General features: G+C 41.4%; 23 protein-coding genes and 1 pseudogene. 5 read left to right on the forward strand and 19 right to left on the reverse strand.

Annotated features, from left to right (window positions below; genetic code table 11):
- Positions 1 to 59: 59 nt before the first annotated feature.
- Positions 60 to 422, reverse strand: a complete 363-nt coding sequence (locus H9649_RS11245) for a winged helix-turn-helix transcriptional regulator (RefSeq protein WP_191694985.1) — start codon at positions 420 to 422, stop codon at positions 60 to 62.
- Between the two features lie 134 nt (positions 423 to 556).
- On the opposite strand from H9649_RS11245, the gene H9649_RS11250 reads away from it, so the two are divergent.
- The gene (locus tag H9649_RS11250; RefSeq protein ID WP_191694986.1) at positions 557 to 1,156 is read left to right on the forward strand and encodes a nitroreductase family protein; all 600 of its coding nucleotides are present in this window, start codon (positions 557 to 559) and stop codon (positions 1,154 to 1,156) included.
- Positions 1,157 to 1,262: 106 nt separating this feature from the next.
- On the opposite strand, the gene H9649_RS11255 is transcribed toward H9649_RS11250, so the two are convergent.
- On the reverse strand, positions 1,263 to 2,309 hold the full coding sequence (locus H9649_RS11255) for a YsnF/AvaK domain-containing protein (protein WP_191694987.1): 1,047 nt from the start codon (positions 2,307 to 2,309) through the stop codon (positions 1,263 to 1,265).
- 261 nt (positions 2,310 to 2,570) lie between these two features.
- Between H9649_RS11255 and H9649_RS11260 the strand changes: the two genes are divergently transcribed.
- Both H9649_RS11260 and H9649_RS11265 read left to right on the forward strand, forming a co-directional pair.
- A complete protein-coding gene (locus H9649_RS11260) occupies positions 2,571 to 3,089 on the forward strand; it encodes an RNA polymerase sigma factor (protein WP_191694988.1) in 519 nt (172 codons plus the stop codon).
- Positions 3,082 to 3,813: a hypothetical protein gene (locus H9649_RS11265; RefSeq protein ID WP_191694989.1), complete on the forward strand. Its 732-nt coding sequence runs from the start codon at positions 3,082 to 3,084 to the stop codon at positions 3,811 to 3,813. The genes H9649_RS11260 and H9649_RS11265 overlap by 8 nt, the downstream gene beginning before the upstream one ends.
- Before the next feature lie 318 nt (positions 3,814 to 4,131).
- Here H9649_RS11265 and H9649_RS11270 read toward each other — a convergent pair whose 3' ends face one another.
- Positions 4,132 to 4,566, reverse strand: coding sequence for an SMI1/KNR4 family protein (locus H9649_RS11270; RefSeq protein WP_191694990.1), 435 nt, complete (start codon positions 4,564 to 4,566; stop codon positions 4,132 to 4,134).
- 82 nt (positions 4,567 to 4,648) lie between these two features.
- Positions 4,649 to 5,578 (reverse strand): alpha/beta hydrolase, encoded by a 930-nt coding sequence (locus tag H9649_RS11275; protein WP_191694991.1) that lies wholly within the window; start codon positions 5,576 to 5,578, stop codon positions 4,649 to 4,651.
- Between the two features lie 247 nt (positions 5,579 to 5,825).
- Here H9649_RS11275 and H9649_RS11280 point away from each other — a divergent pair, with 247 nt between their 5' ends.
- Positions 5,826 to 6,941: a thermonuclease family protein gene (locus H9649_RS11280; protein WP_225229827.1), complete on the forward strand. Its 1,116-nt coding sequence runs from the start codon at positions 5,826 to 5,828 to the stop codon at positions 6,939 to 6,941.
- A gap of 240 nt (positions 6,942 to 7,181) precedes the next feature.
- Here H9649_RS11280 and H9649_RS11285 read toward each other — a convergent pair whose 3' ends face one another.
- The 4 genes from H9649_RS11285 to H9649_RS11300 all read right to left on the reverse strand — a co-directional run bounded on the left by H9649_RS11285 (position 7,182) and on the right by H9649_RS11300 (position 10,695).
- A complete protein-coding gene (locus H9649_RS11285) occupies positions 7,182 to 7,475 on the reverse strand; it encodes a hypothetical protein (protein WP_191694992.1) in 294 nt (97 codons plus the stop codon).
- A gap of 246 nt (positions 7,476 to 7,721) precedes the next feature.
- Positions 7,722 to 9,398 carry a MutS-related protein gene (locus tag H9649_RS11290; RefSeq protein WP_191694993.1) on the reverse strand — a complete coding sequence of 559 codons (1,677 nt, stop codon included), beginning with the start codon at positions 9,396 to 9,398 and terminating at the stop codon, positions 7,722 to 7,724.
- A 126-nt stretch (positions 9,399 to 9,524) separates the two neighbouring features.
- Positions 9,525 to 10,040, reverse strand: coding sequence for a GNAT family N-acetyltransferase (locus tag H9649_RS11295; RefSeq protein ID WP_191694994.1), 516 nt, complete (start codon positions 10,038 to 10,040; stop codon positions 9,525 to 9,527).
- 52 nt (positions 10,041 to 10,092) lie between these two features.
- Complete coding sequence (locus tag H9649_RS11300; protein ID WP_191694995.1) at positions 10,093 to 10,695, reverse strand: hypothetical protein; 603 nt, start codon at positions 10,693 to 10,695, stop codon at positions 10,093 to 10,095.
- Positions 10,696 to 10,890: 195 nt separating this feature from the next.
- On the opposite strand from H9649_RS11300, the gene H9649_RS11305 reads away from it, so the two are divergent.
- On the forward strand, positions 10,891 to 11,703 hold the full coding sequence (locus tag H9649_RS11305; RefSeq protein WP_191694996.1) for an endonuclease: 813 nt from the start codon (positions 10,891 to 10,893) through the stop codon (positions 11,701 to 11,703).
- A gap of 195 nt (positions 11,704 to 11,898) precedes the next feature.
- On the opposite strand, the gene H9649_RS11310 is transcribed toward H9649_RS11305, so the two are convergent.
- The 11 genes and pseudogenes from H9649_RS11310 to flgK form a co-directional block, all read right to left on the reverse strand.
- A complete protein-coding gene (locus H9649_RS11310; protein ID WP_191694997.1) occupies positions 11,899 to 12,645 on the reverse strand; it encodes a hypothetical protein in 747 nt (248 codons plus the stop codon).
- Positions 12,645 to 13,307, reverse strand: a complete 663-nt coding sequence (locus tag H9649_RS11315; protein ID WP_191694998.1) for a hypothetical protein — start codon at positions 13,305 to 13,307, stop codon at positions 12,645 to 12,647. Before H9649_RS11315 ends, H9649_RS11310 begins: the two co-directional genes overlap by 1 nt.
- A 506-nt stretch (positions 13,308 to 13,813) precedes the next feature.
- Positions 13,814 to 13,927 (reverse strand): annotated as a pseudogene (locus tag H9649_RS11320) (flagellin); the annotation flags it as partial.
- Positions 13,928 to 14,270: 343 nt separating this feature from the next.
- Complete coding sequence (locus tag H9649_RS11325) at positions 14,271 to 15,365, reverse strand: flagellin N-terminal helical domain-containing protein (RefSeq protein ID WP_191694999.1); 1,095 nt, start codon at positions 15,363 to 15,365, stop codon at positions 14,271 to 14,273.
- A gap of 293 nt (positions 15,366 to 15,658) precedes the next feature.
- Positions 15,659 to 15,772 (reverse strand): flagellin, encoded by a 114-nt coding sequence (locus H9649_RS11330; RefSeq protein ID WP_404828741.1) that lies wholly within the window; start codon positions 15,770 to 15,772, stop codon positions 15,659 to 15,661.
- Positions 15,773 to 16,115: 343 nt separating this feature from the next.
- Positions 16,116 to 17,207: a flagellin N-terminal helical domain-containing protein gene (locus H9649_RS11335; RefSeq protein ID WP_191695000.1), complete on the reverse strand. Its 1,092-nt coding sequence runs from the start codon at positions 17,205 to 17,207 to the stop codon at positions 16,116 to 16,118.
- A gap of 157 nt (positions 17,208 to 17,364) precedes the next feature.
- Positions 17,365 to 17,586, reverse strand: a complete 222-nt coding sequence (gene csrA / locus H9649_RS11340) for a carbon storage regulator CsrA (RefSeq protein WP_191695001.1) — start codon at positions 17,584 to 17,586, stop codon at positions 17,365 to 17,367.
- A gap of 1 nt (position 17,587) precedes the next feature.
- Complete coding sequence (gene fliW, locus H9649_RS11345; protein ID WP_191695002.1) at positions 17,588 to 18,019, reverse strand: flagellar assembly protein FliW; 432 nt, start codon at positions 18,017 to 18,019, stop codon at positions 17,588 to 17,590.
- A 143-nt stretch (positions 18,020 to 18,162) separates the two neighbouring features.
- On the reverse strand, positions 18,163 to 18,714 hold the full coding sequence (locus tag H9649_RS11350) for a DUF6470 family protein (protein WP_191695003.1): 552 nt from the start codon (positions 18,712 to 18,714) through the stop codon (positions 18,163 to 18,165).
- A gap of 93 nt (positions 18,715 to 18,807) precedes the next feature.
- Positions 18,808 to 19,716, reverse strand: coding sequence for a flagellar hook-associated protein FlgL (flgL, locus tag H9649_RS11355; RefSeq protein ID WP_191695004.1), 909 nt, complete (start codon positions 19,714 to 19,716; stop codon positions 18,808 to 18,810).
- Between the two features lie 18 nt (positions 19,717 to 19,734).
- A complete protein-coding gene (gene flgK / locus H9649_RS11360) occupies positions 19,735 to 21,345 on the reverse strand; it encodes a flagellar hook-associated protein FlgK (protein ID WP_191695005.1) in 1,611 nt (536 codons plus the stop codon).
- Positions 21,346 to 21,359 lie beyond the last annotated feature (14 nt).

Raw genomic sequence — 21,359 nt, forward strand, 5'->3', positions numbered from 1 at the left:
GGTGGATTTAAACAAGAAAACGTCAGCGCGACTAAAAGCTTACGCTGACGTTTTTATTGTTATTGAACATTTTCATCCTGCTCAGAAGAAAAAACCATCTTCTGTTTATGCAACACATGCTTCTCTCCCCACTCATGCATCGATTCGAGAATCGGGGCAAGTGTCCTGCCGTAATCCGTCATGGAATATTCCACTTTTGGCGGAACTTGCGGATAGATGACGCGCTGGATAATATCCTCATCCTCCAGTTCACGCAGCTGCTTCGTCAACATTTTCTGTGTAATGCCCGGCATACTTCTTTTCAACTCGCTGAACCGTTTCGTTCCTTCATGCAAGAGATGCAACAGAATGACCGGCTTCCACTTTCCTACGACAATCTCCAAAGCCTCTTCCACTTTACATTGCGACACTTCAACAGACATCACGATTCCTCCTTAGTATCCTTTTGTATACTATAGCACTTAAAAGTGCGTACTTACATAATGAATCTTTACCATCTATACTAACAGAGAAGCATCTACACTGCTTGACAAATTTAAATTTGGAGGTTTTATTCATGACGAAAACATTTTTGGATTCCGTACAAAGTCGCCGCTCGATTTATGCAATCAGCTCTGAGCAAGTTATTTCAGATGAGCGTATTGAAGAAATTGTGAGCCACGCTGTTAAACATACCCCTTCCGCGTTTAATTCCCAGACGGGCCGCGTCGTCGTCCTATTAGGTGAGCAAAGCGACAGACTGTGGAAGATAACAGAAGACACATTGCGTAAAATCGTGCCTGCTGAAAACTTCCACAGTACAGAAGAACGTATGGCCACTTTCGGTGGAGGATATGGAACAATTCTATTCTTTGAAGATATGGCGATTGTCGAGTCAATGATGGAGCAGTTCGTAGAGTACAAAGATAACTTCCCTGTCTGGTCACTACAATCGGCAGGCATGCTACAATTCGTCATTTGGACAGCACTTGAAGATGAAGGATTCGGCGCAAGTCTTCAGCACTACAATCCATTGATTGACGAAGATGTGAAAAAAGAATGGGAGCTTCCTGCATCGTGGAAATTGCTTGCTCAAATGCCATTCGGTAAACCGTTGATGGAAGCTGGCGAGAAGGAATTCATGCCTGTGGAAGATCGGATGAAAGTGATTAAATAAGTCATTTTATGAGAAAGGTATTGCTCTTGAGCAATGCCTTTTCTTCATGGATTTCCACACTAAAAAGAACCTGCAATAGATGCAGGCTCCCATTTTTATTATTTTATTAGAATGATTCATTTTTATTGTTCGAACGCATCGTCGGTTCATTCAACTGATTACCTTCCACATCGACATCACCTGTTTTATTAAACCGCGCTTCTTCATGTCTCACCGTTTCATCTACTCGCTCGGTATCCTGAACAGTTCGCTTACCTACAACAATCTCTTCCGCGACATATGGTATTTTCGTTACTTCAACCCGTTCTTCCATGACCGGCACACGGATTGTTTCATCGTCTTCTTGCATCCTGAAGTCATCAGTTTCCGTTTCGTTTACTGGGCGCCGTTCGATATATACTTCTTCTCGTGAAACTGGGACATCGAAAGACTGTTGTTCAGAGACGACATCTTTGTGAAGCGAGACTTCACCTTGCTCGACTTGTTGTTTGTCAACACGAAGCCGTTCTTCACGAAGTTGCATACTCTCTTCTTCTGTATGATCAGTGAAGCGGTTTGTTTCTGTGTTTCGGCTATTTGGAGGCGTTCTGTAGCTCATATCGTCACGAAGCGCCTCTCCGCCTACTCTCCCGAAGCTTTCATTCCTACCTTCATGGATAGGCGTATCCTGATAAGCACCTGTTGTGCCCATATGAGGCTGACCCACTTCTCCAGTCAAACCGCCTTCATCGTATTCTGAAACTGCATTCGCTCCAAGATTAGGATCTGTCGCCATCGTATTCGAAGTGAAACGGTTACGGTCAGTAGCATGTAATCTGCTTACTTCACCTTCGTCCACATACAGCAGCTTACCGCCATTACGGATTTCCGTATGGTAACGTTCCAAATCCGACTTTGGAACTCCCGCTTGATGTAACGTTCCGTGCACGTGATCCTCACCAGTTATGAAATCCATGAAACGGTCCAGCCATGATTCGGAATGCCTGTCATTCTCTGCATAAGCCTTTCCTTTGAACATCGAAACGTCTGATTCGTGCTGTGTGACAACATACATATTATCATCATCGATTCCTTGTCTTTTCAAATCATCAATCTTCGTCATTAACTGCGCGTCGTTATTATACATTCCTACAAAACGTTTTTCATTCATCATTATAATTTCCTCCTCATAATTTGAAAGTCTGTTCGTCGTGCTCTACTTCTTAGTTACCCGGGATGAAAGATTTACAATCTTACAGTTGTGTTACAGAGGAGGAAAGTGAGGATTCATGGAGTGTCAACGGGAAATTAGTTTGTGTGTGTGCCAGTCACTCACACAACTCACACACAATTATAAAAAGTTGAGTAATGCACACTAAAATCCAAACCTTTTGCACGTGAGCTTCGTTTAGTATGTAAATGAGGAGGTGGGATATTGTTTAACCTTGCCAACTTGGAAAACTTGATCGATGACAATACGGATGATTTGTTGCGCTTGGCTTTTTATTATGTGAAAGATCTTCAAGCGGCTGAAGATATAGTGCAAGATGTGTTCATCAAATTTTATGAAACGCAAAATCTATATAAAGAACAAGGGAAGTTGAAGGCGTATTTAAAGAAGTTGACGGTGAATAGAAGTCTAGACTATTTAAGAAGCTGGAATTACCGAAAAGTGTTTTTGCAAAATAAATTGGTTTCACTTACAAAAGGAAAGCGGTCGGATTATCTTGTCAAAAAAGATGAGCAGACTTTAATTGGTGACGCCATTTTGGAATTACCTCTTAAGCAACGGGAGGTTTTAGTCTATTTTTATTTTGAGGAATGGACGATTGCTGAAATTGCAGCGTTTTTAGCCATCCCGCAAAGCACGGTGAAAACAAGGCTTCGGCGTGGTAAAGAACTGCTTCGTCCCAAACTTGAGGGCATTGAATGGGAGGTGCTTATGCATGAGTAAATATGAACCGCAAGAACTGAAACACATGGATGAGAGTAAGCGACGAATTAAACAGAATGTCCTCCAACATTTTGAAAAACCGGAGAAAAAGCCGAAATTCAATTGGACAGTTGGCTTTGTTACGGTCATTTTACTGGGATTAAGCGTGTTTTTCACGATTACTATGCTAACGGGGCAATATACGCAAACGGGATTGACGCCAGGCAAAGAAATGCCGACTCCGAAACCACCTGTAAACGAGCCCGTCCCTTTGGTGAAAGACGAAGGCAGTGAGTTTCCTGAAGTGATCGAGAAGGAAAATCGATTCTATGTAAATGGCATTACAATCGGAATGTCACAAGAGGAAGTGCAGGCAATTTTAGGCGATGCCTTTGAACTGACAGAACCGCCGGAAGACGCGTGGCGTGAAGATTTCGACATGCAATATGGCAATATAAAAGTCTCAATTTACATGGACAAAGTTGCATTCATCGTCATAAATGACGTCAACCAACCTCATTTCGATGCACTCTTTGAATCCTATCATGGCGAAAGATATATAGGCTGGACCGATAGTCGTAAACAACATATTGCTGTACGATTGTTCTATATTCCTGAAACCGCCCATGAATTAGTAGCAAATGTCGAGGAGAATAAGGGGCTGACAGTGCGTTTGGATGTTACCCATGGGGATTTCTATACCGACATTGAAACAGCTGGGATTGAGCGGGTACAGGACGAGTGACAATATGAAATTGTATCGGGACGCCAGGTCTACTAAAACAAAAGTCGATGAACATATATGATTTAAACAGATAGAAGGAAATGCATTGTCGTATATAAAACAATGCATTTCCTTCTTTTCATTTTGTTTAGTTTTGTTAACTAATATAAGAAAATCGGTTGTCACTTCACTTCACATATTTCCAATAAATAACTTTGGTTAAATAGGACCGGCACCGTTCAAGTTCGAGCCAATCAACAACTTTCCATTTTCAAGGATGGTTTGAACTGGGCAAACGACTGTAACGCATCACTTAGTGTTTATTATAACGGGATCATCTCAAGTAGTAATCTCACCTGTAATCGACCCCTTGATAAAGCTTTCCAAAGAGGATGCGACCCATGTTCTGCTGTCATCCTCGTGGTTCCATACATAAATATCATCTGTCTGAATACAACCATTCAATATTCTATATCCAAACAAATCACCACATCCGTTATCAGAGAAAAATAGCAAGTGATCAAACGGCATATACATCTCCTTATAGTCATCAAAATTCCTGAAGAATAGATTGTCCTCTACGATTCGTTCGGTTGGCCATATTAAATGGCACTCGAAAATATCATATACACCATTTGTTTCATTATATAATTCTAGCAATTTTCTTGGCAGCTCGACATTTAGTTTCTCAGTAATTTGTGCAATTTCAACTGTGGATGCTGGTTGTTTGAATGAATAATCTTTTGAAATTGTACTTATGTAATCCTTCCACATCTGTATAGCACATCCTTATTAGTATTTATAGTTTAATAATTAATAACGCGGAAGTACTTTTAATTCAAGAAATATATCACACCTAGTCAACTTGGATTTCCTTGATACACTTTATTAAAACATCCGGTCTATCTAAGTAAATTAAGTGACCAGAGTTTTTAGCGTAAAATAATTTGGATTGGCTTGTTAGACATACTTGCTCAGAAATAAGTTCTTCCCATTTGTCTTCATACAACCGTAGTTCCCATTCGGGCAAACCTTCATCTACACCAATCCTGATACAATATTCTTTATCTCTTCCAATAACAATTAAAGGTACGTCAGGAAAGCTTTCTAATTCCTTTATTAGTTCAGCATCCCTTTTCCAATGAGTTATTTCTGACCCCATTGCCTTGTAAAGTGTTGAATTCACTTGAAATTCCATTAGTCTCTGCTGAATGTGAGACGGGAATTGTTTTTGCTTCTCCGATAATGATGGATTGATAACACTTCGCAAATCCTCTGTAGTCATTGAAGAATATAGCTTACATTTTTTAATCCAATTCTCATCTGTATTATCATCATCTAAAACAGGTAGCTTTAATGTATTAAGAATGGCGAAGTCAACAGAAGTCGAATCTACTAAAATGATTCCTCTTATAAGCTTTGGATATACTTTTGCAAAATGCTGCGCGCACAAACCACCATAGGAATGTCCGACAAGAATAATGGGCTCGTGAATGGCTAACTGTCGCAACACCTCCTTCAATTCTTGAGCAGAAGCTTGAGTTGTCCTACTCTCATCCCCTATCTCACTCATCCCTAGACCAGGTCTATGGAACATTATAATTCTATTATCTATGCTCAGTTCTTCAGTAATTTCATGCCAGTCATCAAAAGAGCAACCTAGTCCTGTTAAAATAATAATAGGAGTTCCATGACTTCCTTTTTGCTGAACTTCTAGTATTTTGTTATTGATAAATATTTTTTGATTAATTTTACTCATCCTTTTCTTGAGTTGTTTATAATTCATACTCTACGCAATAGTTGGCGGAATCTATGTATTTTCATTAAAGACCATTCATCTAATTAAAATTTCTTCCAATCCAACTTTTTCCCCTTTATTAGTTCATCAAAGTAAGTGTCTAAAATTTATTAAATCCTAAAACTTATCAATCAATCCTTCTTTTAAACTATCGTCACTTATAAACTTTCCTGCTATACTAGTCAATGCAATTCCAATAAAACCCCAAGCATCTAGCAACTAGGAGGATACAAGTTTGAAAGTACTACTGAAAGGTCTCTCTATACTCATATTACTAGGTTTGATTATTAAATTCCCTCTTTTCTTCATTGGCATCGCAATCGCCATCTGGGGTGTCTACCTGTTGAAGAAGCAAAAGAGACAAAACCATAAAACGAAATTGGCTCCCGCGATGCTGATGATCGGCCTTGTCCTGGCATTGACAGGGTGTGTCGATGGAATGGATGAGGAGAATACACAGCAGGAAGCACCTGCTACGGTAAAAGAAGTGACGCAGAAGGAAGATGATCAAACGCAAAAAGAAGTTCAGAAAGAAGATAAAGAAGAAGCTTCCAACACAGAACCAGCACAAGAAGCGGAAAAGAAAAAACAGGCAACTGTAACACCGACCGTCACTTCATCAGAACAAAAGAAACCAGCCGCAACAACAAAGCCAGCGCCAAGCAAGAAGGTCGATACATCTGGCACTACGGCACAAGTGCCGGTCAAACTCGTGAAAACAATAGACGGCGATACTATAAAAGTCCTTTACAACGGACAAGAGATCAATGTCCGTTACTTGCTCATTGACACACCGGAAACAAACCATCCCCGCCTCGGCAAGCAGCCGTTCGGCGAAGAGGCGAAAGAATTGAACCGACAGCTCGTCAACAGCGGGAAACTAACAGTGGAATTTGATATCGGTGAACGCTACGACAAATACGACCGGCTTCTCGCCTATGTGTACGTGGACGGCAAAAGCGTGCAGAAATCATTGCTCGCGGCAGGTCTTGCCCGCGTCGCCTATGTTTACCCGCCGAACACCCGCCATTTGACGCCATTCGAGGAGTCGCAGGAAGTGGCGAAAAAGAAAGGGATCGGCATCTGGTCCGTTGAAAACTACGCGACTGATTCAGGATTTGTCAGCAGCGCAGTGCCAGCGAAGAAACCGGCTGCGCCTCCCGCTGTGAGCAAACCCGCACCAACACCTCCGGCGAATACGAAAAATCCGGTGGCCAGCACTGGTGGCAGTGAATGGTTCCAAAACTGCACGGAGTTGCGCAAAAAGTATCCGAGCGGCGTGCCACAGGGGCATCCAGCATATCAGTCGAAGATGGATAGGGATAAGGATGGATATGCGTGTGAGCGATGATAGAGATTGAAAGAAGGAAATGCATTGTCCAAAAAAGACAGTGCATTTCCTTTTTGCTATTAATTGTGTGCCAGTCACTCACACAATTCCACTGCAAGTAATGGATAAGAAGGTCTTCATCAATTTCCAAGTACTTCTCTCACGATGGATTTCTCCTTTATCCTTAATCGACACAAACCAGATCAACAAAGAATGGTTTAGATTCTTACAAGTTTAATAAGTAGTCAGCACACCGCCATTTTATCCGCGCATCAGTTCCGACAGTAACCGAAAAGCCATAATGACCGCCACAAAAATTGCTCCTGTGGCTAAGGTTTTCCTGTCCAAACGCTTTTCGTCCCTCTTCAGCGCAATGATCCGTGCCATGAAAAGAACCGTAGCAGTCATGAGCGGCAACAGCACAATTATTTTGATATGCCTAGAAAAAACAGGAACCGTAATACCAGAATCACGTGTATAGATGAATAAACCGAAAAATACTAAGGTCATCACTGCGCACAGAAGCGTAGTCCAATTTGCTGCCTTGAAACTCATTTCTCTCTCCTCCGATGACTATTCTAGCTTGGTATCAGCAAGTTCATGTTTCTGTCATGCTAGTTACCTACTATCTTTAGCATGGAACTCATCCATTGTCAAAATAGTTTTAGAAGAATGTGAAATTTGACTGAATGAAATAAATCACCAATCAAAACGCCTTCCGTTCATAGACTACAGCTGAAACCGCCCATGACAAACCGGAAAGCAGCAGGGCGACGACTATGAATACCGAAAAAGTCTTTTTCATCCACGCAGCAACGCCCGCCACTCACGCTCCGCCATGAAATCTTCCGCCAGCGTATTCGCCCGCTCCGTCATGTCGGATGGGTAAGCTAACAGTTCAAGAAGTTTTATGGCATTCCTTGAGTTTGAAGGACCACTATGAATCGTATAATCGAAATGGATATCGCCATCTTCGAATGTCTCCGTGAAATGGTAATTGTCATAAGTGCCTTTCATGATTTCGGTCAATTCGAAATCATGCGTGGCGGTAATGTTCATGCCATTCCCTGTTGACAGCCACTCCATCATGGCAGCGGAGGCGGCGATCCGTTCAACAGTATTTGTCCCTTTCAACAGTTCATCGATGAACGACAGACACGGTTTGTCCTCCTCCAACATTCGAATGATCCGTTTCAGTGATTTGATTTCTGCGATGAAGTAACTGTCTCCTGCCAGCACGTTATCCTGCACAGCCATGGATGTCGCGACGTAACTCGGCGGCATGGACCACTTTTCGGCTAGTGTCGTATGAATCGTCTGAGCGAGAATTGCGTTGATGGCGACGGCTTTGATGAACGTCGACTTACCGGAGGCATTGGAGCCCGTTATCAAAGTGTTGCTACTTAAATTCGCAGAGTTCCTTACGGGCTCGTCAATTAAAGGATGAGCCATATTCAAGAATGAAATCTTTTTCGCTTCCGTAAAAGTGAAAGTAGGCGTGCAATAAACGGGGAGCGTATGACGGTAAAAAGCCACCGCGATCGCTGCATCGATTCGCCCGAGAACCTCCCACACGACCCGATAGTTTTCTTTATGCTTCGTCACCGTCCCGATGATTTGATTGTAGGTAACGAAGTCGAGAAGGAACAGGATGCGGATATATTCAAAGATGGCATCAAAATCACCGCCGCCTTTCGTTCCCATCGAGACGAAATTATTGAGGAATAAAATCTTCTTAAGCGGTTTCAAATTGGTTTTCAAACGGTCCGTCTCTGCCAAAAGCGAAGACTCATTGACAGCAGCTGCCTTATTCGCCGTATGAATGATACCCGCAACATAACCGACGGAATGCAAACCGTACTCCAGCAATTTCTTATGACGATAATACATGACGCCATTAATAATGAATGCAGTAAACAGGCAAAGCAGTCCCACTTGCAACTGAAAGAACATTAGGACAATCGAAGCGACCGGTAGTAAAGAAAGCACACAGAAGACGGACGGATTTTTCAATCCCTTCGTATGTTCCCCATAGAAAAATGCAGAGGAATCTGTGTAATCACCTTTTCCAAGCTTGGATAAGATGAGCAGAAGTCTTTCGCGAAGCTCGTCATTGTTCTCCATTTCACGGTATAGCTTTTCATCTTCTTCAAGCCTGTCCTGCGTCAGTTGGATATCTCTCAATTGATTCAACAGATACTCTGACCCTACCGACGTCTGCGTATAATTCATTTTTTTGAAAACTTCATCCATCGACAGATCAGCCCATGTCAATGCATCGACACCATCGTAGACAGTGCCCCTTTTCTTATTCTCCCAATAAGAAACGACAGAACTGGTCGCTTCCTCTGGTCTGCTGAATGTCGCTGTTTTCCATTCTTTCCGAAATTGCTTTCGTTTCTTTCGATCTTTCGTCAGAAGATGATAAACGGCTATCAATAGGATTGCCGCTAGAATAATCGGTACTATGTATGTCATCGGTTCCACTCCATTCACTCGCTGCCTTTATGTACGTTGGAAAACCGGTTAAGTTTCAAATTTGTATGTGCCAGGCACTCACACAATTCAGAAATTCCAATCCAATACTTCACTTCCCAGCAACAGTTATCCCCTTCGAAAAATCAGTTCCCCATCCGAGTCATACTCATCAATAAACGAGAATCCAAGTTCTTCATAAAGTTGAATCGCGCCACTATTCTCCTCAAACACACTTAAATAGATGGGCTGTTTTCCGTACTCAGTCATCATGCGCTCAATGAGTAGCTTCGTGAAAAGCCGACCATATCCTTGGCGTTGAAACGGTACGTCAATTAACAATCGATCCATCCATATATTACGGCCACCATCACTATCGAGCAACGCCCCATACATTGCAAAACCGACTAATCTTTCATCCGTGTATAACCCGACAGGTCGAAATTCAGGATAGTCTTCTGCATCTTTCAGACACTCTGCAGGTGTCTCGATAAAACCTTTCTGCTCATCGGACATACGGAGTTTCAAGATTGCTTCTCTATTTGACTCATCCACTTTGATAATGTTGTATTTCATGCTGATTCCATCTCCCTGTAAACTGATAAACAATAGCAGATCAGCCAACGCAATTATGTACAGTTCCATCTAAAAAGGCATCCTATGGACGAGTCAACGTCTCACAGGATGACTTTATAAATCAATTCAAATTTTTACGAGTATACTCTGAGTCAATCGTCTTACCTAACTCAGTTTCCAATCGTTCAAAAATCGGTAAGATCCCTTGTTTTATTACCTTCGCAATCTCATTATTCTTCTTCTTTTCCACCGCTTTTCCTAGTTTGGATAGCTCAGAATGCAAATTGCCTGTAAAATCCTTATAAACTTTCCAGTTAGAAGGACGCTCTTTACTGTTACTCACGATTTTCAACATGTCAGACAGCCACTCAGTTCCGCCCAGCAGCATGTCAAAATGCTCCCAAGTGTCACTAGTCGGAACACTTTGGAATTCTTTAGCTAATGCAGTCACTTCAGGATTCGCACGCTGTAAATACTCCTCTGCTGAAAGAAGAACATCATTCATGAACTCCTTCTCGGATTTGATGACCACTTCTAGTTGTTCAGTTGAAGCTAGATTCTCTTCCAAGTACTCTTCATGCTCGTCATATACTTCTACTCCGTCTGCGATGAAATGGCTGAAGTGGAATCCTTCAGTCACCTGCTCATTAATGTGCTCGATTACTTCTTCTGCTGTAGGTGTTGCCGCGTAGTCTGTATGTTGTTCACCGATGATTAATTTCAAAATGGTTTCCTCCGTTGGTTTGTAGTGAGTTATAGTTGTTATATCGGTTAAAAGAGGGAATTTTATACGTTTCGACGATGAATTTCTAAATACTGTTCGCAAGGATGTATAAAACGACTTTTTCACTGCTCAATTAATGCATAAATGATCTGAGATTAGTAGAATAGGAATATACGTTCCGGAGGTGGCATTGAGATGGCTTTTACGAATTTCATCTGTGGTAAATTGCTAGGGGATGGCTGTATTACGAAGCAGGAAGGGAGGAAGCCGCGTTTTCAATTTATGCACAGAATCGAAGACGTTGGATGGGCGCAGCATTGCTATGAGCAATTGAGGTATGATATCCCTGTGAATGCCCCTGCCTATCGGAAAGTACTAGACCCACGATTGAAGAAAGGCTTTGCAGAGAGCTATGTCGTCCAATCAAAGACGCATGAAATCATAACAGCATTATATGAAATTTGGTATCCGAGCGGAAAGAAGAACTTGCCGATGGATTGGATTCAACAATATATGAATGAGCGCTCACTCGCTTGGTGGTATCAAGATGATGGTCATCTGAAAATCGTCAAAGGGGTTGCAAGCAAAATCATTCTTTCTACGGATAGCTTTACGAGAGAAGAGAATGAATTCCTTACGCAGTTGCTATGGCAAAAGTGGCAATTACAATTCAGAATCGACGGGCAAAACCGCTTACTCCTTTACGATAAATTTCAAATCCACTATTTCCTGCACCTAGTATCCCCATGGTTGCACGAATCAATGAACAGGAAGGCATTGCCCATTCAGCCACTTAGACCAATCGCCAAAAGAACAACCATCTATCTACCTGCAACGTATCAAATTAAAAAACCAACTGCGGAGATAAACGAGAAGCTCTCTTCCCTGCTATCACTCTTTATCGACCCAACAACAAACACAGTTTGCAACAACCACATTTTCTGCACGTTTCAGCCATTACGGCTACAACAAATAGAAATAAGAAATTATCAGATTATTCTAAAATAGGAGCATAGGGTGAATCTAGCCAGAATCCGGCAACAGACTGGATTGACGATTAGTCAGTTAGCGGAGTATTGTTTTGTGATAAAATGAAAACGGCAATCAACACAATGCTTCGTCATTGTTTATAGGCAGCTGTTACTAGTGCAGAACCACCGATAGAGGTTATACGTCGCTATAATAATATATTAAAAGATTCTATTATAAAAATCCGAAAAATTTATTTATAATTTTTACCAACCAATTTGTAGGGTTTAGTTTTTCAATAACTTGATTTTTATCCAACTCTTTTATAAAAGTCAGAAAGTCATGAGTATTAATATATTTTTCTGCTATCTCAGGTACAAACGGCCCCATATCTTTAAAATGATTAAGAATATCTTCTTCCTCAAATGTCCATTCAACACAGTACTTTAAAGAGATTCTTTTCTTGAAAGGAATATTATGATATTTAATCCAGGGGCTCGGTACATCTTCACCTAACTCAAAAATAGCTGATGGAGACAAGATAACTCCTATCCAATTTGTGGATTCGTGCCAACTAGCCGATTCATCAATGGCTGGCCCGATCATAATATTTTCTTGTTTTGAATAATTTCCAAAAGCAGTGGCCCCCCTTAAAGGAATAGACCTTCTGATAGATTCAGGTATGAGATATTTACATAATTGACCATGAATTTTTAAAGCAATATTTGGATCACCTGGTGTGAAAATAGCTATTGTGTCTGAAATACTTATTACTTCAGTATTCATACCACGGAAAGCAGGATTTAACTCGGTTGCATTTAGTGTGAACTCTTTAGCTTTGTCTTCTGCGTCAATAATTAATCTTAAAAGAGAGTTGATAGCATTAGGGTTTTCTTTCCAAATACCTTTCCATCCTAGTACGTCTAAAAAAGTCACTGCTCCTCTTTGATTCATTTCGGAATCCACATCATTTATTATCATTATTTAAACCCCTTAAAAATGCCTTTGGGACTACTTTTTTCACAAGAATTTATCCACTTAGCTATATCGTCTAATGAACTTTGAACTTCCTCCTTGGTGAGTCCTTTCTCCTTGGCAGAATCCCATAACCACCCCATATAATTAGGTAGCTCTGCCGGATAATTTATTAAATCATTATCTAATATTTCGTAGAAAACAGGATACCCTTTTTTGTCACATGAACCTGACCTAGAAAGCAAAGATACATTCCATCCCTCTTCAATTCTAATAAATCGGTAAGTGTCAGTATGTCCCCATCGACGAGAGTAAATTTGCATTTTAAACGTTATGTCTATAGTTAAGTCAAACGGATCATCATTTGAATTTTCATCATCTATGAAAGCTAACAAATCCTCAACCGGGTGAATATGCTTATAGAAGTCTCTATGGTCTGGACTAAGCCCTCTATTTTTTATCATATATTTATGATGTCGGGGTTCTCTAGCTTCATCTTTTAATGAAATGTGAAGTTGATGTGCAATATCTGCCATATCCGAAATTTTTTTTTGCCTTTGTGCGGACGAAAAATTATGTTCATAAGTATCTTCTTTCAAATCGTTCAGTAATTTCTCGAGCATTTTTCTTAATTTTCGTTGGTTCTCATTCAATATAATTTCCGTCATAATAATCTCCTCCTTATATTATTTTTAAGTGTTAAGACATTATATCTGCATTAGCATACATTAACAAGCTTAGATAAGATTCACTATTTCAAAAAACACGATCCGATAACTCGGACCGTGTTTTATTAACCATATTAACGTAGCAATTGAAGAACGCCCTGAGGCTGTTGATTTGCTTGCGATGCGTCCAATATATTTCTATAAAGGTCAGACTATATCTTCACCCTTCAAGTTGCCTTAAAGGGGCTGGGCACTTCGAATCCCTTGTTGAATGGACCCTACGGATTTCATCGTCATAGCGGATGCCTTAGACGGTATATCCTAGTCGTTGAACGTTCCCCACGGTTTCCCGACAGGGGCTTCGCTGCTGATTGTCCAATCTCTTCTTTTTCAAACCATGACGTTTACCGTTTCCAGTTCCGCTGTGGTAGAAGAGCTCTCAGGAGGTTCCAGCAATTCACCCAGTGATGATCTTATCCGTTGCCAGATAAGACGCCCGTACAACATTATCGAAGAAGTTGTAAAACTCCTTGCGATGACTGTTGTGCTTGAGCCAACATTGCTTGTGCTGCTTGAGTTAAGATGTTGTTCTTCGTGAAGTCCATCATCTCTTTCGCCATCGTGCGAACATTAGCTTTCACTAATGACTAGACTATATCTTCACCCTCCACACTGGGTAGGGGCCGGGCACTTCGGATCGGCAAGATACTCACACTTGCGTTTCCTACGGATTTCATCATCATTGCTTGCGCTTTAGATGGTCTATCCTAGTCGTTGAACCTTCTCCACTCTTTCGAGACAGGAGCTTGGCTGCTGATTGCCCAATCTGTTCTTTTTTCGAGCATTCACGCTTACCGTTTCCAGTTACGTTGTAGCAAGAACAGTTTCAGGGGTTTCCAGCAATTCACCCGGTCGTACTCTCTGACCGTTACCAGTCAGGACGACTGTGTTTGTCTCAGTTGCTTATGCAGCTGATAAAACATAATCCACGTCGCGGATACGTGATTCCGCAGCTGTTAGGTTTTCGGAAGAAGTTCCGAGGTTGTTGATTGTGTGTTCTAGACGGTTTTGTGTAGCACCTAGTTTTGAACGTTCTCCTGATACGATATCAATTGCAGTTTGAATTTTTGTTACTGCTGATGCCGCTTTATCATGTGTAGAAACATCTAGGGCTTGTTCTGTAACAATACTGTTCGTACCATCAGTAACGCCTAAAGAACCTCCTGCTGTACCTGCCGTTGTAATACCAAGAGCAGATGCACGCATATCAGTAATATCAAGTTTCATTCCTTGATTTTCATTAGCTCCAATTTGGAAATTCAGTGCCTTAGTATCAGTAGATGCACCTTCAGTAATTGTTACTGCACTGGCAGCAACTCCAGTTGCACTTGTAATGCTTGCTGTCATTCCTACTGATGATGCATTTGTGTCAGTAACAATTGATACAGTTGAACCGGTAAACGAAGCAGTGAATCTTTCACCTAAAGATGTATCACCGTTAATGGCAGCAACAATAGCCGCACCAGTATCAGCAATATTAGTATCAAAGTCAATTTGCTTACCCATAACCGTTATAGAACCACCTGACATACCAGTTAAATCTACCGCCATGGATGATGTACCCGTATACTCTAAAGATTTATCCCCATTTATCAATTTCTGAGTATTAAATTCAGTAGTGTTCCCGATACGGTTAATTTCAGAAGTTAATGAATTAATCTCCTTTTGAATCTCTCCACGGTCAGATGATGTATTTGTATCATTAGCTGCTTGTGTAGCAAGTTCACGCATACGTTGAAGAATATCATGTGTTTCATTCAAAGCACCTTCAGCAGTTTGAATTAACGAAATACCATCTTGTGAGTTTTTTGCTGCCATATCCAAACCACGAATTTGACCGCGCATTTTTTCAGAAATTGCAAGTCCAGCTGCATCGTCTCCGGCACGGTTGATTTGTAATCCAGAAGACAATTTCTCCAAGTTTTTAGAAGCCTGTGCATTGTTTGAGCCCAATTGACGGTGTGTGTTAAGTGCTGCGATATTGTGATTGATAATCATGTTATTTTCCTCCTTGAGTGTATGTTAGGTTCACGTCCATGTGACCCTGTTTTTGGGCGGTGTTTAGAGCCGGCCGAACTCTTTTTCCGCTCACGATACTAATATCGGATAGAATATTCAAGTATTTAATGTTTCTTAAATTAAAATTAAAATATTTTATAAATATGACTTGATAAACATTAATACCCAGCTATTAATGTTTACTTCTAAACTTAATCTGTCATTTGTTAAATGCTAATAATTTCAAAAATAAAAAACGATCCGATTTCTCGGATCGCGATTAATTAACCATATTAACGTAGAAGTTGTAGTACGCCCTGTGGCTGCTGATTTGCTTGAGCTAGCATTGCTTGTGCTGCTTGAGTTAAGATGTTGTTCTTCGTGAAGTCCATCATCTCTTTCGCCATCGTGCGAACATTAGCTTTCACTAATGACTAGACTATATCTTCACCCTCCACACTGGGTAGGGGCCGGGCACTTCGGATCGGCAAGATACTCACACTTGCGTTTCCTACGGATTTCATCATCATTGCTTGCGCTTTAGATGGTCTATCCTAGTCGTTGAACCTTCTCCACTCTTTCGAGACAGGAGCTTGGCTGCTGATTGCCCAATCTGTTCTTTTTTCGAGCATTCACGCTTACCGTTTCCAGTTACGTTGTAGCAAGAACAGTTTCAGGGGTTTCCAGCAATTCACCCGGTCGTACTCTCTGACCGTTACCAGTCAGGACGACTGTGTTTGTCTCAGTTGCTTATGCAGCTGATAAAACATAATCCACGTCGCGGATACGTGATTCCGCAGCTGTTAGGTTTTCGGAAGAAGTTCCGAGGTTGTTGATTGTGTGTTCTAGACGGTTTTGTGTAGCACCTAGTTTTGAACGCTCTCCTGATACTTGATCAATCGCAGCTTGAATTTTTGTTACTGCCGATGCAGCATCAGTATGAGTTGAAACATCAAGCGCTTGCTCTGTAACAGTACTATTTGTACCGTTAGTAACGCCTAATGCGCCACCAACACCATCCGTTGAAATTCCAAGTGCTTTAGAACGCATGTCAGAAATATCAAGCTTCATACCTTGATTTTCATTAGCCCCTATTTGGAAGTTCAATGCTTTAGTGTCATCAAAATTACCTTCAGTAATTGTTGCACCAGCAGGAGTACCACCGGTAGCGACTGACATATTAGCTGTCATTCCTTCGGAAGATCCAAATTCTTTAGTTGTAATAGTAATTGAAGTTGCAGTTTTTGTTACATCGTATTTTGCCGCTAATTCTGTATTACCATTAATAGCTGTTTCTAAAGCCGTGATTGAAGTTGCAAGATCTGTGCCCCATGCAACTGTTTCACCCATTACTGAAAGCGAACCTCCAGTAACTCCTGTAAAATCAACTACCATTTCAGAATTCGATGTATATTCTGCAGCTTTGTCACCATTGAGTAATTTCTGAGTATTAAATTCTGTGGTATTGCCAATTCTATTTATCTCAGAAGTTAATGAGTTAATTTCTTTTTGAATTTCACCACGGTCTGAAGATGTATTTGTATCGTTAGCTGCTTGAGTTGCCAATTCACGCATACGTTGAAGAATATCATGGGTTTCGTTCAATGCACCTTCAGCTGTCTGAATTAAAGAAATTCCATCTTGAGAGTTTTTAGCCGCCATATCAAGACCACGAATCTGGCCACGCATTTTCTCAGAGATTGCTAGCCCTGCTGCGTCATCTCCTGCACGGTTAATTTGAAGTCCTGAAGATAGTTTCTCCAAGTTCTTAGAAGCTTGTGCATTATTTGAACCTAATTGACGGTGCGTGTTAAGTGCTGCAATATTGTGATTGATAATCATGTTATTTTCCTCCTTGAGTGTTTGTTGGGTTCACGTCCATGTGACCCTTATTTTGAGCGGTGACCAGAGCCGGCCGAACTCTCTCTGCCGCTTACAATACTAATATCGGACAAGCCTATTGAGTGTTTAGTATTTTATAAAAGTTTTTTATTATTTTCTACTCTTTTTTCGTAAGCTTTGTGAATAGGTCCATATCTACTGTCATTGCTTCGATATTTGTTTCTGATATTGACTGAACAAGCTCACCTCTAAGTATGTCAATCGATTTTGGAGCTTCGATGCCGATTCGAGCTGTGTCACCTTTTACTTCTAGTATACGTAGTTCGATGTTATCTCCAATTTTTATAGTTTCATTCGTTTTTCGAGATAGGACGAGCATGTCAGTTTCCTCCTTTGCTGATTGGATGTCTGACCTCGAAACGGTTGTCGTTAAGGATCATTTGTTTCGCTTTTCGGTTATGAAGTTGGAAGATCAGTGGTGCCTGTAAGTTGATTGTCGATTGTTCGAATGGTTGTTTCATCGATAGAATTCCTAGTGCCATGATGTCTTCGGGTTTAGTGATCTCTAACAAATCGATTGTCGGTTCATCGATTTCGAATGAGTAGTCTTCTATTATTGTATATGGATTCGCGACAATGAATGCAGTGATTGGTTGTTTCGTTGACTGAAGAACTTGGAAAGCGTTATTGCCTTCGATTGGTAGTAGCGTGAATTCAGTTTCGTCTTCGAAACCGGGTAGCCCTTTGGGAAAGTGCCAGCTTTCCGATGGTTCGATTTCTATAGTGCCATGGAATTTTGTTTGGATTTGCATGTTGGTAACACTCCTTATTAGTAATTTTTCATGTGCCTAGCATAGCATTAAATGAAGTTTTCCGTAAAAAAACGGGTGCCTGGTACAGCCACAATTCGCAAAGGTTATGCGAATTGTGTCCATACCAGGCACCCTGAACTGGACTAGGCTTTCCAATCTATTTCAATAGAATTGTATTTTTCTAATACGCCTGTTACTTTGCCTTGTGTGTAGTTGTGGATTGGTTTGTTGATTTGGACGTTGTGAACAGGTTTTTGAGGTGTGACATTTATGTTGAGGGAGCCTTGCGAGAAGCTCATTTGTATTTTAGTTCGATCCCCTACGAAACGGATGCCTAGTTCCGTTTGTGGACGGCCGGTGTTTTGTTTGGCAATGTCTGCGATAGAGGCACCGTTTTCGATTTTCATGAGTTGCTGTCCTTCTGACGCTCGTCGGGCGGTACCTTCAGAAACTTGTTGTATGCCATACTGTGCGTTTTCCTTGTTGCGGCGAATAATACTTTTTAAATCTAGATCAGCACGGTTTTCTGTAGTGTCGAGCGAGAGTTGCGGTCTCATTGTCGATATTTCAAGAATTGCAGCTGGTTGTTCGATTTGTTGGTCTGCTTTTGGTTGTTCGATTTGTTGGTTGGGTTTGTCGATTTGTAGTGCTAGCTTAGCGGGTGTTGTTTGGATTTGGAGTTTGGGTATGTTCATGGAATTCTCCTTTCAAAAACGGGTGCCAGGTATAGCCACAATTCGCGAAGTTCATGTGAATGGTGTCCATACCAGGCACCCTGGGTATGTCTATTATCTAAGGAAGTCTACTAGTGATGGTTGGATGATTCTTGCGCCTACTGATAGGGCTGCGCGATGGACTGTTTCAGCTGTGATTAGATTGGTGATTGCGACTTCTAGATCGACGTCTTCGTTTTCTGAACGCTGTTTCTTTGCTGCGCCTTCTTGCATTTCGAGACGGTCTTTCATTAGTTCGGCGCGGTTAGATCTGGCGCCTATTTCTGCTCGTTTGGAGAGCATAGTTTCAAAGTGCTCGTCGAATTTTCCAATAGCCGCACCGAAGTCATAGCTATCATCGGTATTGGTCTTGATATCTTCAAATAGTTTGTCCATATCTTTGAACATCTTTGCTACATCTGAGTTTACTTGAAGATTGACTCCATCAAAGACTTGTATTTGAACATCTTTTTCAAAACTAGTCTTATCAGGAGGAGTTAACACTGGGTAGCCTTTCACATTTCCGTCATCATCCAACGTTTTATCGTAGAGAGCTTTATCAGTTGAAGTTCCACTAAAAATATATTTATCGCCGACTTTAGTGTTAGCCAAGTCGCGTAGCTGTTCTTGCATTTCTTTCAGTTCCACTTTGATTTTCTCACGATCCTGCGGCGTCATAGCTCCAGTATTGGCTGCACTTCGGACGAGTTCCTGAGCGCGGTGCAAGACTGAACCTACACCATCAAGCGCATCGTCTGAGCTATCCAGCCAGTTATTAACTTCGCCAAGATTCTTTTGGAATTGACCAACTTTATCAACAGTCATGCCATAGCCAAGACTTTTCATGACGGTGACGGGATCGTCGGATGGACGATTTACTTTTTTGCCTGTATTGACTTGCTCTTGAAGTTTGCCCATATTATTGAAGCTATTTGATAAATTTCGAAGCATATTATTTGATAACATAGACTGTGTTACGCGCATTGCTGTTCGTCCTCCTTATTATCTGCCGACGACACCCATGCCGTTTATAATTTTGTCTAGGGTTTCGTCCATTACTGTAATCATCCGTGCAGATGCGTTGTATGCTTGTTGGAAACGAATCATGTCTGTCATCTCTTCGTCTAATGAGACGGAGCTGATTGAATCGCGACGGTTTGAGACTGCACCTAATAGGGTTGCTGAGTTCTTTGTCATGTTGATGGCTTGTTGACCTTTGACGCCCAGGGTACCGATGATATCACCTGAATAATATCCTTGGACACTTTTATTGCCTAAACCATCCAATGGTATGAATTGTATTTCACCAAGCTTTTGAGCGTTTTTACCATTCCCAACTTCTTTACCTTCCGAATCAGATGCAGCAACTTTATTGGGGTCATCCGCTATAGTTTGGTTGATAGAAATATTTTGTGCAGTTATAGGGTCACCTGTTTTCGAAACAAAGAATGCTTCTCCAGGATCTCCATTTAGGTCCGTAGCATAGACAGGAGGATTACCAGTCGGATCGCCTTGATGTGCAGCGTTAAACGCTTTCGCAAACTCTTGTGCCATTTGGTCAAGTTTTTTTAAGTTTTCAGGGTACAACCCTTTACCATCGTCTGTACCGTAAGAGTTGATTAACGACTTAAAACGGCCAGCATCCAATAGCTGACTATGTGAATAAGTAGCGGCTTCTTTCTCTGCATCAGTTGCACTATTAGGCACAACATTCATATCTTTATCATATTGAACAGTGAGGTTTCCGTCTTTATCCAACTTACCAAATTTCACATTGCTGAATGGGGGTGTATCACCGGTACCCTCATAAAAACCTTTCATTTCAGCAAATTCTTTTCCTTTAACGACAGTAACAAATTCCCCGTCCATCTGGATCTGCACTGTCGCAATCCCCTGTGCAATCTTCAGCGCATTCCCACCGGACTCGTCATATGTGACCTTGATTGGGAAATACTCAGCTAGTTCATCCAATAAACGATCACGTTCATCATACAAGTCGTTCGGCATGTAGCCGTTCGGTTCGACTTCGCCGATTTGTTTGTTCAGATCTCCAATTTGTTTGAGGACTGAGTTGATTTGTTTGGCACCGACATCAATTTCGTTTTTCAGGTTACCTTGAATTTCTTTTAAGGAATTATAAATATAATTGAATGAATCAGCGACTGATTTCCCTCGTTCCACGACGACTGCGCGAGCACCTCCGTTTTCCGGATTGGAAGCCAATCCTTCTAATGACTGCCAGAACTGGCTGAGTGCACCTTGTAATCCGTATGCCGAAGGTTCAGCGAGAACGTCTTCCAATTGCCCGATCGCTTTTGTCTGGGATTCCCAGTAACCAAGCTTGTTCGATTCACTTCTGAATTGGTGATCCACAAACCCATCACGAATCCGCTGAATCGATCCTGCTTCAACACCTGTTCCAAGGAAACCAGGCATTGTCGGTGTGTTGAGTCCTACACCTGGGAATCCTGAAGTTGCCTGCATGTTGACTCGTTGGCGGGAGTAGCCTAGTGTGTTAGCGTTACTGATGTTGTGTCCTGTCGTATATAAGGCGGATTGCTGTGTGTAGATTCCGCGTTTACTTGTTTCAAGTCCCATAAATGTGGAGCGCATGGTGTGTGTTCCTC

Source organism: Sporosarcina quadrami (genome assembly GCF_014836615.1).
Lineage (GTDB): Bacteria > Bacillota > Bacilli > Bacillales_A > Planococcaceae > Sporosarcina > Sporosarcina quadrami.

What these genes read in the sequence shown, in the direction of transcription:
- H9649_RS11245 (WP_191694985.1), bottom strand. Translation starts at nt 422, where the DNA reads ATGTCTGTTGAAGTGTCGCAATGTAAAGTGGAAGAGGCTTTGGAGATT.
- H9649_RS11250 (WP_191694986.1), top strand. Translation starts at nt 557, where the DNA reads ATGACGAAAACATTTTTGGATTCCGTACAAAGTCGCCGCTCGATTTAT.
- H9649_RS11255 (WP_191694987.1), bottom strand. Translation starts at nt 2,309, where the DNA reads ATGATGAATGAAAAACGTTTTGTAGGAATGTATAATAACGACGCGCAG.
- H9649_RS11265 (WP_191694989.1), top strand. Translation starts at nt 3,082, where the DNA reads ATGAGTAAATATGAACCGCAAGAACTGAAACACATGGATGAGAGTAAG.
- H9649_RS11270 (WP_191694990.1), bottom strand. Translation starts at nt 4,566, where the DNA reads ATGTGGAAGGATTACATAAGTACAATTTCAAAAGATTATTCATTCAAA.
- H9649_RS11275 (WP_191694991.1), bottom strand. Translation starts at nt 5,578, where the DNA reads ATGAATTATAAACAACTCAAGAAAAGGATGAGTAAAATTAATCAAAAA.
- H9649_RS11285 (WP_191694992.1), bottom strand. Translation starts at nt 7,475, where the DNA reads ATGAGTTTCAAGGCAGCAAATTGGACTACGCTTCTGTGCGCAGTGATG.
- H9649_RS11290 (WP_191694993.1), bottom strand. Translation starts at nt 9,398, where the DNA reads ATGACATACATAGTACCGATTATTCTAGCGGCAATCCTATTGATAGCC.
- H9649_RS11295 (WP_191694994.1), bottom strand. Translation starts at nt 10,040, where the DNA reads ATGGAACTGTACATAATTGCGTTGGCTGATCTGCTATTGTTTATCAGT.
- H9649_RS11305 (WP_191694996.1), top strand. Translation starts at nt 10,891, where the DNA reads ATGGCTTTTACGAATTTCATCTGTGGTAAATTGCTAGGGGATGGCTGT.
- H9649_RS11310 (WP_191694997.1), bottom strand. Translation starts at nt 12,645, where the DNA reads ATGATAATAAATGATGTGGATTCCGAAATGAATCAAAGAGGAGCAGTG.
- H9649_RS11315 (WP_191694998.1), bottom strand. Translation starts at nt 13,307, where the DNA reads ATGACGGAAATTATATTGAATGAGAACCAACGAAAATTAAGAAAAATG.
- H9649_RS11325 (WP_191694999.1), bottom strand. Translation starts at nt 15,365, where the DNA reads ATGATTATCAATCACAATATCGCAGCACTTAACACACACCGTCAATTG.
- H9649_RS11330 (WP_404828741.1), bottom strand. Translation starts at nt 15,772, where the DNA reads ATGGCGAAAGAGATGATGGACTTCACGAAGAACAACATCTTAACTCAA.
- H9649_RS11335 (WP_191695000.1), bottom strand. Translation starts at nt 17,207, where the DNA reads ATGATTATCAATCACAATATTGCAGCACTTAACACGCACCGTCAATTA.
- csrA (WP_191695001.1), bottom strand. Translation starts at nt 17,586, where the DNA reads ATGCTCGTCCTATCTCGAAAAACGAATGAAACTATAAAAATTGGAGAT.
- fliW (WP_191695002.1), bottom strand. Translation starts at nt 18,019, where the DNA reads ATGCAAATCCAAACAAAATTCCATGGCACTATAGAAATCGAACCATCG.
- H9649_RS11350 (WP_191695003.1), bottom strand. Translation starts at nt 18,714, where the DNA reads ATGAACATACCCAAACTCCAAATCCAAACAACACCCGCTAAGCTAGCA.
- flgL (WP_191695004.1), bottom strand. Translation starts at nt 19,716, where the DNA reads ATGCGCGTAACACAGTCTATGTTATCAAATAATATGCTTCGAAATTTA.
- flgK (WP_191695005.1), bottom strand. Translation starts at nt 21,345, where the DNA reads ATGCGCTCCACATTTATGGGACTTGAAACAAGTAAACGCGGAATCTAC.